The sequence below is a fragment of the Bacillus sp. MZGC1 genome, from assembly GCF_002998605.1.
Lineage (GTDB): Bacteria > Bacillota > Bacilli > Bacillales > Bacillaceae > Bacillus.
The window spans coordinates 884,041-901,546 of sequence record NZ_PVRE01000001.1; the positions used below are offsets into that span (position 1 = coordinate 884,041).

The following is a 17,506-nucleotide window of genomic DNA, read 5'->3' on the forward strand; positions in this document are numbered from 1 at the left end:
TTATCTACTCCTTCAGCACAGCTTGAATATATTTTTCTGGTGTTGATAGCATTTCCGCTGCTTGATTGATATAAGGGGCAATGAACTCTGTCCCTAACCCAATGGCAAGCGACAAGATCACAAGCAGTACGCCAGGGTACACCATTCCTTTAATCGACGGTTTCCTTCTTCGCATATCTTGTTCCTCGCCCCAAAATGCGAGCATGAAGATTCTCATAATCGAATAAAGGACAAGAAGGCTGGACAGTAAGACAAGGATAGAAAAGGTCATGTGTCCAGCAGAAAAACCACCTTCTACAATCTTTAGCTTTCCAACAAAGCCACTCAGCGGCGGAATTCCTGCCAGTGATAAAGCCGAAATGAAAAACATCCACCCTAGTAAAGGCTGAGATTGAATCAGCCCGCCCATCTTTTTCAAGTGGTTTGTGCCAGCGTACACGAAGAGTGCACCTGCCAGCATAAATAAAGCGCCTTTAATCACCATGTCATGAATGAGATAATAAATGGCCCCTTGGAGTGAGGCAGGTGTATTGGCAGCAATCCCAAACAAAATGACCCCCACGGCTGTGACAATGTTATAGATCACGATCTTTTGCACATCAGAATAAGCAATAGAGCCAATCACACCGAATATCACTGTTAGAGCGGCAAACCAAGCCATGAGTGTATGTGTAAACCCTGTATCATGTATAAAAATTAACGTAAAGACTCTGGCAATCGCATATAAACCAACCTTTGTCAGCAGTGCGCCAAATAGAGCAGAAATAGCCGCTGGCGGTGCATGATATGATCCTGGCAGCCAGAAATAAAGCGGGAAGATCCCAGCTTTTAAGCCAAATACAATGAGGAACAGAATGGAAATGACAGTGATTAATCCTGTTTGCCCTGATTCAGCGATCTTCACACTTAAATCAGCCATATTCAGTGTACCAGTGACTGCATATAAACAAGCGACACCGACGATAAATAAAGCCGATGAGATGATGTTAAACACAATGTATTTGAGTGATTCACGAAGCTGAGGCTTTGAACCGCCTAACACAATGAGCATGTAAGACGCCATTAGCAGTAACTCAAAAAATACAAACAGGTTGAAAATATCGCCTGTTAAAAAGGCCCCACTTACGCCAGCTAACAAAAACTGCACGCCAGAGTAATAGAACAGCCGCTCCTTTTCCTTCCCAATCGTTTGAAAGGAGAAAAGAACTGTCACTAGCCCAACGACGGAAGCGGTCAGCACAAGGAGCGCAGCAAACTGATCGGCCACAAGGGCAATCCCAAATGGTGCTTTCCAGCCTCCTAAATAGAGGGTTTGAATCCCATTTGTAAAAATGGTTTGGACTAAATACACATTACAGACAATGGCTGAGAGCGAAGCAAACACACTAAAGCCTCTTGACAGCATGATGTTCTTATTCATAAAGATCAATAGTGTAGCAGCTAATAATGGAATTAAAATAGGCAGGATCACGAGATTATTCATGCTGATCATTTCCTCTCATTTGATCCATGTCATCTGTTCGCAGCTCTTGGAAGGCACGGAAGGCCATGACAAGTAAAAAGGATGTCACACCAAAAGCAATGACAATGGCTGTTAAAATTAATGCTTGTGGTAATGGATCTACATAGGATGTGAGCCCCTCTTTTAAAATAGGAGGAGCTCCTTTTTTTAAGCCGCCCATTGTTAAAAGAAGCAAATGGACGCCGTGACTCAAAACAGCAGTACCGACGATGACCCGCAGAAGGCTTTTTGAAAGCATTAAATAGGTCGCCGCCATAAAAATTATACCGACGATAATAGACATTAGAAATTCCATTATTCCTTCTCTCCAATCGTTTGAATAATGGTCATGGTGACACCGACAACAACCAAATACACACCGATATCAAACAGTACGGCTGTCGCCAGTTCTGTTTTCCCTAAAAACGGCAGTTGGAAATAATCAAATGCATGGGATAGAAAAGGTGCACCGAATAGAAATGATCCCATACCCGTCAGGATCGCGACGAGCAGCCCGGTCGCTGCAACATAAATAAAGTTAAAGGGCAGAATACGTCTCACTGTTTTCAGATCATAGGCTAAAAGCAGAAGAACGACAGCCCCAGCACTCATCAGGCCGCCAATGAACCCCCCGCCAGGATTGTTATGTCCCGCAAGAAATAAGTGAAGGGAAAAAAGCAGGATGATGAATGCTGTGATTTTTGTTGTGACTTGTAAGAGCATATCATTCGTATCAATCTTCCTCATCGCCGCACGCCTCTCTTCCGTTTTCCTTGTGCCTTTAATAATCCATAAATACCGAGTGCCGCAATGGCAAGTACGGTAATTTCAAAGAGTGTATCAAAGCCCCTAAAATCAACAAGGATGACATTGACAATGTTGTCTCCGCCTGCAAGCTTGTAGCTGTTTTCAATAAAGTAAGACGCAATCGTATCAAGTGACTGATTGCTTGTTGAAGCGAAAGCAAGGCATGTCACAATGACACCAACACCTACTGAAATAATGAGATTGGTCATTTTAAATTTCCTTGTTTTTTGCTTCATGCTCAGCTTTGGCAAGTGATAGAAGCAAAGTAAAAACAGTGCCACAGAAATTGTTTCAATAATTAACTGGGTGAGGGCAAGGTCAGGTGCCCTGAAAATAACAAAAAATAGTGACAGCGTATACCCCATGACACCTAGCCCGATAATGGCTGTTAAGCGAGAACGAGCAAACACAGTCGTGAGGGTTGCTGCTATCATCACTAATGACAGAATGACCTCGTACGTGCCGATTGGAGCAGCATGCTCCATATTAAATGAGAAGGCATTCTGATAAAACATGACACTCCCAAGCACGATAATCATGAACCCAAACACATAGACAAGGTAATCACGAAGGAAACCGGTCATATAACTGTTCGTCAGGCGATAGGAGCCTTTTTCTAAGCCGATCAGTGAACGGTCATATAAGGAGTTAAATGACCATTTCTCCTTAAATATGTTGTACATTGGACGCCATTTCGACAACGTCAAATATCCGATAATCCCTAAAGCTACAACACCTATTGTCATATAAAGCTCTGGCTGAAAGCCGTGCCATGCTTCAATTTTGACAACAAACCGTTTTCCTGGATCAATCGCATCGGGAATAATGGCTGCAATCGCAGGTTCAATGACAGAATAAGCTAGAATATTTGGGAAGAAGAAAAAGGTGACCACAAGTGCAGCAAGGATAATTGGCGGGATGAGCATACCAATCGGTGCTTCATGCGGCTTTTTTTCTAATTGATCTAACTGAAGATTGCCTCTAAATGTTTTAAAGAGAAGCATCATACTGTAAATGAACGTAAAGACACTAGCGAGCCAAGCAATCGCTGGGAAAATAGCGCCCCATGTTGAAATGTCAGTAAAGCTGAACTCAGAAATGCGCAGCATACTTGTGAAAAACAGCTCTTTACTTAAGAAGCCGTTAAATGGCGGGAGTCCAGCCATTGAGAATGTACCGATTAACGTAATCGTAAAGGTAATCGGCATGATGGTCATTAAACCGCCTAATTTCCGAATGTCACGAGTGCCTGTTTCGTGATCAATGATACCAGCCGCCATAAAGAGACTGCCTTTAAACGTGGCATGATTAATTAAATGGAAGATCGCAGCGAGAACGGCCGCGCCGAAAAAGGCGGAGTTGTTTTCATGGATTGCAGCTGCTCCTACACCCAGCATAAGCATAATCATCCCGAGCTGACTAACGGTAGAAAAGGCAAGAATGGCTTTTAAATCGTTTTGACGAACGGCGTGGAATGATCCCCAAAATAATGTCACAAGTCCAACGATGGATATGGTCCAAAACCACACCTCTGAAATAGCAAAGATTGGACTGAAGCGGGCAACAAGATAAATACCAGCTTTCACCATCGTAGCAGAATGCAGATAACTGCTCACAGGGGTAGGTGCTTCCATTGCATCAGGCAGCCAGATATAAAATGGGAACTGCGCTGATTTCGTAAAGGCACCAAGTAAGATCAGAATCATGGCAGGGATAAAGTAAGGTGATGCCATAATGAGCTGAAGCTGATTGACTGCTTCACGAATACTAAATGAATCAGTAATCAAATAGAGGAGGATAAAACCACCGAGCATAGCTAATCCGCCAAAAACGGTAATCAGCAGTGATTTGGTTGCTCCATATCTAGAGCGTTCCCGCTTATACCAATACCCAATTAAGAGGAAGGAAGAAATACTCGTCAGCTCCCAAAACAAGTAAAGAACCACCATGTTGTCAGATAGAACGACACCGAGCATAGCGGTCATAAACATTAACAAATACGTATAGAAAGAGCCAAGCTGTTCTTTTTCTTTTGATAAGTAGAAAATACTGTACAAGACGACAAGTGCGCCAATACCTGTAATCAATAGCGCAAATAACAAACTAAGACCGTCTACATACACAGTGAAATTCATTCCTAGAGAAGGAATCCATTCGACCTGTGAAAATAACGTTCGTCCATTTGATGTCATCGTAATCATCTGGACAAAATAGCTAAATAATAGAATAGGCAAGATAAGAACAAACCACCCTGTATGTATACGCTTTACGTATTTAAAAAGAAAAGGCACAACAAACGCAAGCAAAAAAGGCGATAGGATGGCGAAGTGAATAAGCTGCAAGAAAATAAACCTCCTTCAATCAATATAAATTCACGTTCTAAAGAACTGGTAAATAAAATTATAGCGTAAATACAGACATAGTGCATTGGTTTGAACTGATTTACAGTAAACTGTATTTGTTTTGAGTTCTTTTGACCACAAAAAATATTTTATCAAAAATGAAACTCATTGTATATTGTTTTGTATTTCGTACATGCTTTTCTTAAAGGAGCTGATTACATGAAACTAAAAGCGGGCATCAGCTTAAGCATATTCTGCACGATTTTAGGAGGAGCATTCTTCATAGAACGAAATGATCAAAAAAGGTGGCAGGCGGAAAGTGAATGGCCGTTGTTTTCAGAACATCTTCTCTATATGACCTATCAAGAGGCAAGACAATATCCATTCCAGCCAAGAGAATATATACGCGTGGTCTCTGCCGAAGAATAAAACCCTTATAGGAGAAAAGAAATATAAAAAAAGCATGTGCCCGTAATAGAGCCCATGCTTTTTATTGTTTGATTAAGTAAACATTCTAAGTAAGATTGTTGCGCAGATCACAGTTGCTGCTCCGCCAAGACGTGTAGATACTTGTGCGAAAGGCATCAGACCCATTCTTCCAGAAGCTGAAAGGATCGCAACGTCACCAGTACCGCCAAGTCCGCTGTGACAGCCTGTCACAATCGCAGATTCTACTGGGTACATGTTCATCAATTTCCCAACGAAGTAACCTGAACCAACCATTCCAAGAACGACAGCGATACATACACAAACAAATGGAATAGAAATCACTGTTGCAACATCATCAAGTGGAATGTATAGAATCCCTAGACCGACCATAAGCGGCCATGTAAAGCTTCTTGATACAAACTTGTAGAACTGCTGTGAGCCATCTTGCAGATGCTGAGGCATCACGTTTAAGTATTTGATTAAAGCGGCAAGAACAATCATTAAGATTGGACCTGGAATATGAACAAAGCTTTCTAACAAACCACCAAAAATGAACGTTGTACAAGCAACGAGTACACCAGCACCCATTAACCCGAAATCAACTTTTGGATCCATATCAGGCTGTTCAAAAATTTCATTTGCCTCTTTTGATTTTACAAGACGGCCATTCCCGTTTAGTTCAGGACGTTTTTCACCAAGCTTCTTCATTGCGCCAGCACAGATAATGGCAATGACGTTCCCAATGACGGCAGCAGGAATTAATTGAGAAATTAATGACTCTGCTGATACACCAAGAATTTGTGAATAAGCAATAGATAATGGCAAAATTCCTTCACCAACACCACCGGCAATAATCGGAACAATAATAAAGAAGAACGAATGATGCGGTGTGTAACCAACTAAAAGACCAACAAGAATTCCAGCAGTCACAGCTGCAATTGTACCTGCAACAAGAGGAACAAACATACGAATAAGGCCTTGTACTAAAACAGTTCGCTGCATCCCAAGAATACTACCTACTACAAGAGCAGAAATATAGAAGTAAAGGAAGTTTGACGTTTTCATAAGAGACGTAACCGCTTCCAACGAGTTCGGATTCAGAACATGAAAAAAGACCAGGAACGATGGTACGAATAAAGAAAGAATCGCCGGTCCACCAATATCTTTTAAGATCGGAATACGTTGTCCTATATCTCCAAGGAAAATCCCCAAAATCATAATAACAGCGAAACCACCAAGCATATTTGCTGGAATTTTATTAAAATAAGCGGCAGTTAAAATAATCGCTGCAAGTACTAAATACACAGGTAAGTCAATAACACCAATTTTCCAAGACATGATCTTACGGAAAACGCTTTTATTATTGTCAGAATCGTCTGTAATCGATTTCAATTGTTGTGTATTAGCCACATAAACACCCCCAAATGCTATTTGACTCAATTGTAGAAGATTCTGTGACACTCATCTATTTATTAAACTAAATTAAGTATAATAAAAGTAAAATAAACAGGAGTTTTTATGTTTTTATCATACAAAAATCCCCTGAAGGTAGTTTGTCCTTCAGAGGATTGATCATACATCGTATTTATCGTTTTCCTTTTAAATAAGGGGTCCCAAGTGCTTTCGGTGCATCTGCCCGGCCGATGAAGCCAGTGAGTGCTAGGATGGTAAGCACATATGGTGCAATAAGCATATACACGTTCGGTATATCTTGGAATAGCGGCAGGAGAGAGCCAATGATGCTTAAACTTTGAGCAAATCCAAAGAATAAAGCAGCGCCCATTGCGCCGAATGGGTGCCATTTACCGAAGACAAGCGCAGCTAGTGCGATGAAGCCTTGTCCAGTAATGGTAGCATGTGAGAAATCAAGTGCGATGGTCGACGCATAAACAGCTCCGCCAAGACCACCAAACAGTCCACTAATAAAGACGCCGATATAGCGCATCCGGTACACTTTGATTCCCATTGTATCAGCAGCCATTGGATGTTCTCCGACTGCACGAAGACGAAGACCAAACGGCATTTTAAATAAAACAAACCAAGCAACAACCGCAAGCGCTAATGCCAGTATGGACGTATAATAAACATCTTTAAAGAATATATCGCCAATTATCGGAATGTCACTTAAAAGGGGAATATCACCTTTATAGAAAGGCTCTGTAATTTTATCTGTTTGTGCTTTCCCGTAAATGAGTTTCACGACAAACAGTGTAGCGCCAAGTGCCAGCATGTTAATAGCAACACCACTGACCGTTTGATCAGCCCGGAATGTAATGGTCGCAACTGCATGAATCAAAGAGAACAATCCGCCAATTGCCATACCGACGAGGAGCCCAAGCCACGGGGTCAAGGCCCCAAACGTATCAGCATAAAATAAGTTAAAGATAATACTAGAAAATGCTCCGACGACCATCAAACCTTCAAGACCGATATTCACAACACCTGATCTTTCTGAAAAGACGCCTCCAAGAGCGGTTAAAATAAGTGGTGCAGCATAGACAAGTGTTGCTGGGACGATGATTTCAAGAATTTGCAGAAATCCCACTTATTTTCCCCCCTTTTTCTTCATTTGGTTCATCACAAGACGGATAATATAGCTTGAGGCGACGAAAAGAATAATGATCGCTATGACAATATCAACGACCTCAGTCGGTACGCCAGATTCAAGCGGCATATTTAAAGCACCGACCTTCAATCCACCAAGCAGCAGCGCAGCAAGAACAACACCAACAGCAGTATTTCCACCTAATAAAGCGACGGCGATTCCATCAAAACCTACACCGGTAAAAGAGCCTTTAATTGAAGCATATTCAAATGTACCAAGACCTTCCATTGCGCCTGCAAGACCTGCAAAAGCACCTGAAATGAGCATCGCATAAATGATATTGCGGCGAACGTTCATACCGGCATAATGGGAGGCCTGCTGGTTCATTCCAACAGCCCGCAATTCAAAGCCTTTAGAGGTTTTTTGAATAATGACCCACATCACGACCGCAGCAATAATGGCAACAAAAATACCATTATGCATCCGGGAGAAATCGGTGATTTGTTCAAAAAAACCAGAGCGAAGCGAGGCAGTGGCATCGATTTTTTCTGTTTTATCTTTATTATTTGTTAAGACATTTGAGATCAGATAATTTGTAACATGAAGGGCAATGTAGTTCATCATGATCGTGACAATCACTTCATGAACATAAAAACGAGCCTTTAAAAACCCAGGAATAAAGCCCCATAATGCACCAGCAGCAGCTGCGGTGATGAGGGCAAGCGGCAGATGGATATACATAGGTGCATGGACAGTTGTACCGATCCATACAGCAGCTACCCAGCCAATCAGCATTTGACCTTCTACACCGATATTAAAGAGACCAGTCCGAAATGCAAAAGCAACAGCAAGTCCTGATAAAATGTAAGGTGTAACTTGTCTGATGGTTTCTCCCATATAATAGGTTTCACCGAAGACGCCATTCCAAAGGGCGCCATAGCCTTCGATGACACTATAACCGCTTGCCAGCATAATAATGGCCCCAACAAAAAGACCAAGTACAATGGCTATAAGCGGAATTAGCAGATTTGTTAAGCGATTAGACATTTGCTTCGTTCCCCACTTCCTGTTGCGTACTTCCAGCCATTAATAGACCAAGCTCTTGCTCTGTTGTTTCTTTTGGATCAACGATGGCAATAATGCTGCCTTCGAAAATAACAGCGATCTTATCACTGACATTGATAATTTCATCAAGCTCAAAGGAGATGAGCAGGACGGCTTTCCCTGAGTCCCTTTGCTCAATCAGACGCTTATGAACAAATTCAATTGCACCAACATCAAGTCCTCGTGTCGGCTGAGCGGCAATTAATAAATCAGGATTGCGGTCAACTTCTCGGCCAATAATGGCTTTTTGCTGGTTCCCGCCTGACAGGGCGCGTGCCTCTGTATATTCACTCGGTGTTCTTACGTCATACTCCGCAATGATTCGTTTTGCTTTTTGGTAAATATTTTTCATATTCATCAAGCCAAATTTTGAGTATGGGCGCTGATAATACGTTTGTAAGGAAATATTTTCTCCAATTGAAAAATCAAGCACCAGTCCGTGTTTATGACGGTCTTGAGGAATATGTCCAATTCCAGATTCGGTCACCTTCCGAGGCGGAAGGTTTTGAATGGCTTTCCCGTTTAGCATGATCGTGCCAGACTCTGATTTTTTTAGACCAGTAATGGCTTCAATTAATTCAGATTGACCATTGCCATCTACTCCAGCAATTCCGACAATTTCGCCAGCCTTCACTGAGAGGTTGAGATGTTTGACTGCCTCAATTCCTCGCGCGTCTTTTACCGTAAGGTCTTGAATTTGAAGCACTTCCTCAGCAGGGGAGGCGTCTTTTTTGTCTGTTTTAAATGAAACTTCACGACCGACCATGAGGCTCGCAAGTTCATCTTTATTTGTGCTTTCCACATCAAGTGTACGAATGCCTTGGCCTTTTCGGATAATGGTCACACGGTGACAGGCATCCATAATTTCTTTCAGCTTATGGGTAATTAAAATAATGGATTTGCCTTCATTGATTAAGTTTTTCATAATTTGTATGAGTTCTTTGATTTCTTGAGGTGTTAAGACGGCTGTTGGTTCGTCGAAGATCAAAATGTCAGCGCCGCGGTAAAGTGTTTTTAAGATTTCTGCACGCTGCTGCATGCCGACAGAGATGTCAGATACTTTTGCGGCAGGGTCTATTTTTAAACCATAGCGGTCAGAAAGCTCTTGTACTTGCTGTATGGCTTGTTCTTTGTCGATCTTTCCAAACTTCTTAGGCTCTTTTCCTAAGATGATGTTTTCAGCGACGGTGAATGTATCGACAAGCATAAAGTGTTGATGCACCATACCGATGCCTAAATCACTTGCATCATTTGGGCTAGAAATGGTTACAGGTTTTCCGTGAACCTTGATTTCACCTTTTTCAGGCTGGTAAAGACCGAAAAGCACGTTCATAAGCGTTGATTTTCCAGCGCCGTTTTCACCAAGCAGCGCATGAATTTCGCCCTTTTTCAGCTGCAGCGTAATGTTGTCGTTTGCTACAATGCCAGGGAATTCTTTGCGTATATTCAACATTTCAATGACATAATCCACAGGTTTAACCGCTCCTTTTTTAGGGTGCTGATGAAGATAAAAACTAGCAAAAGAAAAGCTGCAAAACGAGGCTGCAGCTTTTCTTTTACCACCTTTTACGAATAAAGAGGAGGTAAAGGAGAGGCAAGGGGATAAGGCGCGCTTATCCCGATGCTCAAATTAAGCTTTAAAATCTTTTAGTTCATCACGTGTTGCAGGGATTTTGACTTCACCCTTGATGATTTTTTGTTTCCATTCTTCTACTTTCTTCAATACATCTTTGTCAAGGTTGTCCTGAGATGGAGAAATGTCAACAGCGCCTTCTTTCAGACCGTATGTGATCACTTCGCCGCCAGGGAATTTACCTTCTTTTGCTTTCGTCGTTAAGTCTTGTACCGCTGTGTCTACTTTCTTAATCATAGAAGTAAGAGTGACACTTTGTTTTGTTCCAGGTACTTTTCCTTCGTCATACTGGTCTTTATCTACACCAATAACCCAAACTTTACGGTTAGGATCAGCTTTTTTCAGGTTTTTTGCTTCTGTGAAGACACCAGTTCCAGTACCGCCAGCTGCGTGATAAATGATGTCGACGCCAGATTTGTACATGCTTTCAGCTGTTGCTTTACCGATGTCTGCTTTATCGAATGCACCAGCATATTTCACTTCCACTTTTGCTTTCGGGTTAGCTGCTTCAACGCCTGCGCGGAATCCAACTTCGAATTTTCTGATTAATTCAGAGTCAACGCCGCCAACAAAACCGATTTTGTTCGATTTTGTAGAAAGAGCAGCCGCAACACCTACAAGGAATGATCCTTCATTTTCGTTAAACATAATGCTGGCTACGTTGTCTTTTTTCACAACTGCATCAACAATACCAAAGTGATTATTTTTACGTTGATCTGCGATTTCACTAATAGAATCTTGCATTAAGAAACCAATTCCATAAATCAGGTCGAATTTCTCACGAGCAAGTGTGTTTAAGTTCGTTGTATAGTCAGCGTCTGATTTAGATTGTAAGTAATCAAAGCCGTTTTTACCTTTTTTTAAATTGTTGTCTTTCCCAAAAGCTTGTAAACCTTCCCAAGCTGATTGGTTAAACGATTTGTCATCGACACCACCGACATCAGTTACCATTGCAACAGTGAATTGATCTTTATCTTTTTTGCTTTCACCGCTGTTTGAGCCAGAGTTGCCGCATGCTCCAAGGATGGTTCCTGCTGCTACGACTAAGGACAATGCTAGTCCAATTTTGCGCTTCTTCAAAACATAACCCCCTATAAAATTTAAAAGTTTCAGAAAAGTCTCGCGAAAAAAGACCGTTCTACCTCTTCTCACCCTTCTGAATAGGGTATTTTATCCTGCTTTCTCCTGAAACTTATGGAGGGAAGGAGAGAAGATGTAAGACATCAGACTTATATCTCGTTGAACTAATCAATCATAATTTATCATTTCCAATCGAATAAATAAATAGAAATTTGTTTTATTTTTAAAAAAATGTTAAAAGGCTAAATTCGATGTCTTTTTATCTGCTGAAATATGATATAATGCCGCTTTTGTGATGTGCTCTACTACAGTGGAACCGCTGATATCAAGGGGTTTGTGACATCGTGTGCCATAAAAAAACATCTGGCCTCTGTAAAAGGTCAGATGTGTCAAATTATAGATATTGCTGAATCAAATTCATATTTGTTGTACTGAGTTTATATTGGAAAACAGGACGTCCAATTGTCCCGTATGCCATTTCGACATCAACTACTTCGATGTCCTCAAGGAATTTCAAGTATTTTCTAATGGAGACTTGAGAGATTTCTGTATGATTCGCTAGGTCTTCGGTCGTGAAAGCTTGATGACCGAATGATTGAATACTTGTCCAGATGAGTTTGAGTGTGCTTTTGGTCAGGCCTTTTGGCAGAAGGACTTTTTCTGTCTCTGCTTTTTTATGAAAGAGCTTCGCATCTAAATCATTTTGCGAGATGCTGTTCATCGTTTGGTACAAGGCGTGTTTACGTTTATACTCTGAGAGCGCTGATTGGAAACGTTCAAACTCAAATGGCTTGATTAAATAATCAACGGCCCCGTTTCGCATCGTTTGCTGGATCACGTCGACTTCATTGGCAGCTGAAATGACAATGACATCAACAGAATGATTTTGCTTGCGTATTTCTGATAATAGGACCAGTCCATTTTGTCCAGGCATATAAATATCGAGCAGTACAAGGTGAATGGCTTCTGTTTTTAAGATGTCCAGTGCCTGCTGAAAAGAGGTGGCAATCCCTTTTAATTCAAAGCCGTCGATTTGGGTCAGGTAGCGTTTGTTCAGCTCCCCAACCATTGGGTCATCTTCTACTATTAACACATTAATCATGTGAATCCTCCTTTTGTTTATACGGAATGCGGAGACTAAAGGTCGTTCCTTCTCCTTTTTCACTCGTGACAATCAGGTGTCCGTTCAATTTTTTGATGCTTTGGTCAACAAAGTAGAGACCGAATCCTCTGTCTTCTCCTTTAGTTGAAAAGCCTTGATCAAACATGATGTCTTGTTCATCTTTTGTGAGACCAACACCTGTGTCCGTAATCTCAATATGAAGCTGCTCCTGGACGTATCGGAATGAGATTGAGATGTTTTTCGTCTCAGTATGAGAAACAGCATCGAGTGCGTTATTTAACAGGTTGCCAATCACGGTAATGAGATCATGCGTCACTGCTGGGTCCTCTGAATTTGGGACTTGTGTGCTGCATATGACTTCTAAGGTCGCGCCTTGTTCCCTGATGTAGCTTTGTTTTCCTAGTAAAAATCCTGCTAAAACAGAGTTTTTCACATGGTTGATGATTTCATTTGTTTCCGTTTGCTGATATATCGCAATATCTTTGATATAGGTGCCAAGGTCATCGTAGTTTTTGAGCTGAACCAATCCTAAAATGACATGAAGCTTGTTCATAAATTCATGTGACTGGGCACGGAGGGCATTTGCATACATTTTGACCCCGCTCAGCTGCTCAGCCAAGTGTTTGACTTCTGTTTTGTCACGGAAGGTGGCGATTGCCCCGACAATCTCGCCTTTTACCGTAATCGGGACCTCGTTAAAGACAAGCTCCAGTCCGTTCATTCTCACGTCGCGGTCAAGCAGCGGCTTGCGTGTTTCAATGACTTGCTTTAAACCGCTTGAAGGGAGGAGAGCCTGAACATCTTGTTCTCTAGGGTCAACCATAATGCCCATATTATGAAAGAGCCGTTTGGCTTCAGCATTGGCTAGCTTGATTTTACCGTGCTGATCGACGGCAAGAATCCCTTCTTTTGTTGATTCTAGCATGGCGCTTCGTTCTTTTAATAGTGTGGCGATCTCATCTGGCTCTAGTCCAAACATAATCTTCTTCACTTTTCGTGCCACAATGAGTGCTCCGATGATACCAGAAAGAAGACTGAGCGATATGACGAAGTAGAGCGGAAGTAAGCTTTGATGAATAATCAAGTCAATTTCCTTTAACGTAATCCCTACTGCCACAGCCCCGAGCTGCTTTCCATCTTGATCATAAACAGGAACAAAAGCACGCATGGATCTGCCAAGTGTTCCAGAAGCCGTACTAATATGTTCTTTACCCTGTAATGCTGGTTTTTCATCACCGCCAGCAAACCGCTTCCCGATCTTCTGCGGATTTGGATGGGTTTTTCGAATACCGTTCATATCCATCACGACAACGAATTCGGTTTTGGTGATTCGCTGAACACTTGTTGTATATTGACGCAATGCTGAATATGATCGATTTTCTTCTAATGATTTCGCTGTGATCGGAGCCTCTGCGACCATTTTGGCAGTGGAGAGGGCGATGTCACGTTCCTGCTGATGAATGTTCTTAGCTGTTTCCGACCAGATCGTAAAGAATGTGATACAAAGGGAGATCAGGACAACGATACAAACAAAAATCGTCAGCCGTGTTTGCAGTCTTAATGTTTTTTTCACGAGTATACCCCTAACGCACGATTTTTTCGTAATAGTAATACTTTAACGGGAAAATGTAAGTTTGTGAAGGAATGTACGTGCAAAATCACAAATTTGATTTTGCTGCCAGTTTACTTTGAAAGCATCTTGTCAATCCGTTTTAAGTGAGCCATAATAAATGTGAGCTTATGAGAAAGGATCTATTTATGAAAAATACATATTTGACTGGATATTTTCCGCTGATTTCGATTTTACTATTCAGCTCTGCTTTTTCGATTTTCACAGTAGGTATCACGACTGATTTCTTGACTCAAGCAGGTATTTTAAAAGGAATGCTGGAATTTTTCTCGGAACAGGGCATCAGGCTTGCTCTTTTTGCTGCTTTTGCACTTGTTTATTTTATGATTTTATCTGCCTTGAAACTGATTGCAGATACGGTGTTAGAGCTGGCACTACTCTTTTTCGCGAAAGATCCTGAAGGGGAGAACTTAAAGAAAATTCGGATTGCATCCGTTGTTTATTTATTTGCCAGCTTGCTTGCATTTCTGTTGACGCAGCAGCTGATTCTGCTTGTCGGACTGTTTGTTTTAGCAAGTCTTGTCTATTTTATCTGGGTTGTGGTTCGCATTTATCAATCGCTTTCCATGCTGAATTTAATTGGATTTATGATTTTTATTCTTCTGTTTTGGGCAACGTTTTTAATCGGCATTTTGTACTTATTTATTAAGCTTTATAACAGTGTTATGGCGAGTCTGCCTTCTTAAACAGACAAAGAAAGCATCCTCCACCATCGGAGGATGCTCAGCGTGTAGACAAACCCTCGCATTCGGTGTCAGGGCTGCGTTCCGGTGCTCACGAATGTTCAATTCGCTCCGCTCCGGTACTCGTCCTTCCTAGACTGCAAAGGTTTTCAGGTCACGCTGAAAAGAAGACAAAGGGCTAAAATAAAAATCATTTTAGCCCTTTGTCAACAATGTGAGCATCCTCCAACATCGGAGGATGCTTTTTTATGAAAGAAACCGTTTTTGAATATCGGGTGTAGGCATCATACAAGATGTTTTTTGACCAAACCATTTGTAGCGATTTTTCGCCATCCGCTCATAAAACCAATCACGGATAGGGCGGGGAATGGCAATGAGTAAATAACTCCATTTGTAGATCCCTTTTAAATGCCGCGTGGCTTTTAAGATGCCTGTCGACTTCGTATAAAGGGTGCCTTTTTCAATATAAATGAATGAATTGAACTCATCTAAAGGCAAACCGTTTTCTTTTAAAATGCGCTGCCCTGTATCTGATTGTAATGAAGCAAACATCATTCGCTCATCTGGATCACGCTTAATCACAAACTGAACAGCACCGCTGCACACGTTGCAGACACCGTCAAATAAAATTAAATGGGGTGGATGTGTTGAATGCATCGCAATCAAACCTCCTGTTTATCTGGCGTATTGCATCGTATTTTTCCAAATACGTAAGTGCGGGCTGGAGCTGTAAATCGATTCAACCGTTCCTCTATCTCTTCCAACCCATACACCCATTGTATATTGATCTGTCAGTCCAACAAACCAAATGTCTTTGTAGTCATTGGATGTCCCTGTTTTACCACCAATGTAAGGGGAACTGAAATTCGCTTTTTTCCCTGTTCCGCTTTTTACAACGGAGGCAAGCAGTTTACGCATTGTGTCATTTGTACGCTGAGAATACACTTGCTTCGGTGACTCTTTCCACTTGTAAAGGGTCTTACCGTTTAAGTCTGTTACCTTTGTGATCGAATGACTTTGTGTGTAACTGCCTTGATTGCCAAAGACGGTATACGCATCTGTTATTTCTAGCGGCGAGAACCCCTTCGTAAATCCGCCAAGTGCAGAAGGAAGGCGATAATCATCCGCTACGATATGTTCGAATGAGAATTTCTCTAAATAGCTGAAGCCTTTTTTGACACCGACTGTATCCAGCATTCGGATCGCAGGTGTATTGTAAGAGTTCTTAAAGGCTGTTTCAAGTGTGACAGTTCCATACGTTTTATGATTATAGTTCTGCGGACAGTATCCGCTGCTGCAAAACTTGCCGGCACTGATTTTGCTTGAAGCTGTTGCACCGGTTTGGTCGATGTAAGGACCATAGTCTAAAAGCGGCTTAATTGCAGAACCAGGCTGTCTTTGCGCTTGATAGGCGTAGTTGAAATCAAACTTCTTATAGTTTTTTCCGCCAGCAAGTGCGACAATTTGATGCGTTTCATGATTAATGACCGCTGATCCGCCTTCTACACCTTGGTAAGGGAGTTGCGCATTGAGCTGATAGACGGCTCGTTGCTGTAAGGAAGGATCAAGTGCCGTATAAATTTTGATACCATCCTGAAGCAGGGCACTAACTTTTTCAGATAATTCTTTTTGAATGGCTTTTTTTGCTCCATCTGTTTTGGCTTTCTTCAAGCGGTTTGTAAAGCCTTCCTGATCTGACACAAGATCGGTGAATTCCTCATTGGTATATGTCACATAGTCAGGGTAAAGGTTTTTCTTTTCACTTAAGGACAGGCTGATTTTTTCTTTGACGGCTTTTTTGTATTGCTTTTTGGTGATGACACCGTCTTTCTTTAAAATACCAAGCAGTCGTTCCTGGCGTTTCTTCGTGTGCTTGAATTGTTTCAATGGGTCATACAGTGTTGGGTTGTTTGGAATCGCAGAGATAAATGCCATCTGTGCAAGCGTTAAAGAACTAAGCGGCTTATCAAAATAGTAATTAGCCGCAGAACCGACACCGTAAACACCATTACTGAAATAAATCGTATTTAAATAGCTTTCGAGAATTTCATCTTTCGAGAATTTCCGCTCTAATTCATAGGAATAGAGAAGCTCTGTAAACTTTCGGGTGAACGAACGTTCATGGCTTAAATATAAGTTACGGGATAATTGCTGTGTGATCGTACTCGCTCCTTGGCTGATGCCATGGTTTTTGACATTTGAGGCAAGGGCACGAACAACCCCCATAAAGTCAATGCCTTTATGGTCATAAAAGTTCCGGTCCTCTGAGCGGAGGAACAGCTCCTTCACAGAATCAGGAATTTTATCATACGTCACGAACACTCGGTTTTCATCGTTTGATACGATCTCGGAGATGAGAGAACCATCCCGATCATACATATAACTGTTTTGGGAAAAATCTATCTTTTCCAGCTTGATTTTTTGATCAAGCACTTCGTTAACAGGCTTGACACTTGCAGCTTCTTCCTTTGATAGATAAAAAGTCAGAACAAATAATGGAATGAGGGCAGCAAGTAATAACCAACCAATGATTGCACGAAACATGAGGTCACTCACTTTCTTCAATTTTCTAGCCATATCGTACCATTCTTTTGCGAATACGAGAAGGTTATTTTTAGAAAAGAATGGG

The 17,506-nt window shown here is 41.6% G+C and carries 15 protein-coding genes; 2 read left to right on the top strand and 13 right to left on the bottom strand.

From position 1 onward, the window contains the following. Nucleotides 1-4: 4 nt before the first annotated feature. From C6Y06_RS04445 to C6Y06_RS04460, 4 genes are read right to left on the bottom strand one after another with little or no spacing between them, the layout of a single operon-like run. Nucleotides 5-1,483, bottom strand: a complete 1,479-nt coding sequence (locus tag C6Y06_RS04445) for a Na+/H+ antiporter subunit D (RefSeq protein ID WP_034659818.1) — start codon at nt 1,481-1,483, stop codon at nt 5-7. Beyond that, on the bottom strand, nt 1,476-1,817 hold the full coding sequence (locus C6Y06_RS04450) for a Na(+)/H(+) antiporter subunit C (protein ID WP_003213576.1): 342 nt from the start codon (nt 1,815-1,817) through the stop codon (nt 1,476-1,478). Before C6Y06_RS04450 ends, C6Y06_RS04445 begins: the two co-directional genes overlap by 8 nt. Continuing rightward, a complete protein-coding gene (locus C6Y06_RS04455) occupies nt 1,817-2,248 on the bottom strand; it encodes a Na(+)/H(+) antiporter subunit B (protein WP_034317176.1) in 432 nt (143 codons plus the stop codon). Before C6Y06_RS04455 ends, C6Y06_RS04450 begins: the two co-directional genes overlap by 1 nt. Beyond that, a complete protein-coding gene (locus tag C6Y06_RS04460; protein WP_106036553.1) occupies nt 2,245-4,650 on the bottom strand; it encodes a Na+/H+ antiporter subunit A in 2,406 nt (801 codons plus the stop codon). The genes C6Y06_RS04455 and C6Y06_RS04460 overlap by 4 nt, the downstream gene beginning before the upstream one ends. Nucleotides 4,651-4,869: 219 nt before the next feature. On the opposite strand from C6Y06_RS04460, the gene C6Y06_RS04465 reads away from it, so the two are divergent. Then, entirely contained in the window at nt 4,870-5,079 is a 210-nt protein-coding gene (locus C6Y06_RS04465; RefSeq protein ID WP_012011099.1) for a hypothetical protein, read from the top strand. A 72-nt stretch (nt 5,080-5,151) separates the two neighbouring features. Here the strand turns inward: C6Y06_RS04465 and C6Y06_RS04470 are convergent, their stop codons facing one another. From C6Y06_RS04470 to malK, 7 genes are all read right to left on the bottom strand, one after another. Continuing rightward, nucleotides 5,152-6,489, bottom strand: a complete 1,338-nt coding sequence (locus C6Y06_RS04470) for a 2-hydroxycarboxylate transporter family protein (RefSeq protein WP_003213451.1) — start codon at nt 6,487-6,489, stop codon at nt 5,152-5,154. Nucleotides 6,490-6,664: 175 nt separating this feature from the next. Beyond that, nucleotides 6,665-7,624, bottom strand: coding sequence for an ABC transporter permease (locus C6Y06_RS04475; protein WP_060597207.1), 960 nt, complete (start codon nt 7,622-7,624; stop codon nt 6,665-6,667). Beyond that, nucleotides 7,625-8,671 (bottom strand): ABC transporter permease, encoded by a 1,047-nt coding sequence (locus tag C6Y06_RS04480; protein WP_003212654.1) that lies wholly within the window; start codon nt 8,669-8,671, stop codon nt 7,625-7,627. Further along, complete coding sequence (locus tag C6Y06_RS04485) at nt 8,664-10,199, bottom strand: ABC transporter ATP-binding protein (RefSeq protein ID WP_034659811.1); 1,536 nt, start codon at nt 10,197-10,199, stop codon at nt 8,664-8,666. Before C6Y06_RS04485 ends, C6Y06_RS04480 begins: the two co-directional genes overlap by 8 nt. Before the next feature lie 159 nt (nt 10,200-10,358). Then, nucleotides 10,359-11,441: a BMP family lipoprotein gene (locus C6Y06_RS04490; RefSeq protein ID WP_034659810.1), complete on the bottom strand. Its 1,083-nt coding sequence runs from the start codon at nt 11,439-11,441 to the stop codon at nt 10,359-10,361. A gap of 394 nt (nt 11,442-11,835) precedes the next feature. Beyond that, entirely contained in the window at nt 11,836-12,543 is a 708-nt protein-coding gene (locus C6Y06_RS04495) for a response regulator (RefSeq protein ID WP_034659808.1), read from the bottom strand. Beyond that, nucleotides 12,536-14,137, bottom strand: a complete 1,602-nt coding sequence (gene malK, locus C6Y06_RS04500; RefSeq protein ID WP_095285840.1) for a malate sensor histidine kinase MalK — start codon at nt 14,135-14,137, stop codon at nt 12,536-12,538. Before malK ends, C6Y06_RS04495 begins: the two co-directional genes overlap by 8 nt. A 185-nt stretch (nt 14,138-14,322) precedes the next feature. On the opposite strand from malK, the gene C6Y06_RS04505 reads away from it, so the two are divergent. After that, the gene (locus tag C6Y06_RS04505) at nt 14,323-14,880 is read left to right on the top strand and encodes a DUF5366 family protein (RefSeq protein ID WP_095285841.1); all 558 of its coding nucleotides are present in this window, start codon (nt 14,323-14,325) and stop codon (nt 14,878-14,880) included. A gap of 243 nt (nt 14,881-15,123) precedes the next feature. Here C6Y06_RS04505 and C6Y06_RS04515 read toward each other — a convergent pair whose 3' ends face one another. Both C6Y06_RS04515 and C6Y06_RS04520 read right to left on the bottom strand, forming a co-directional pair. Then, nucleotides 15,124-15,534, bottom strand: coding sequence for a thiol-disulfide oxidoreductase DCC family protein (locus C6Y06_RS04515; RefSeq protein ID WP_034659802.1), 411 nt, complete (start codon nt 15,532-15,534; stop codon nt 15,124-15,126). An 18-nt stretch (nt 15,535-15,552) separates the two neighbouring features. Then, nucleotides 15,553-17,454 carry a transglycosylase domain-containing protein gene (locus C6Y06_RS04520; RefSeq protein ID WP_095285842.1) on the bottom strand — a complete coding sequence of 634 codons (1,902 nt, stop codon included), beginning with the start codon at nt 17,452-17,454 and terminating at the stop codon, nt 15,553-15,555. Between the last annotated feature and the right edge of the window lie 52 nt (nt 17,455-17,506).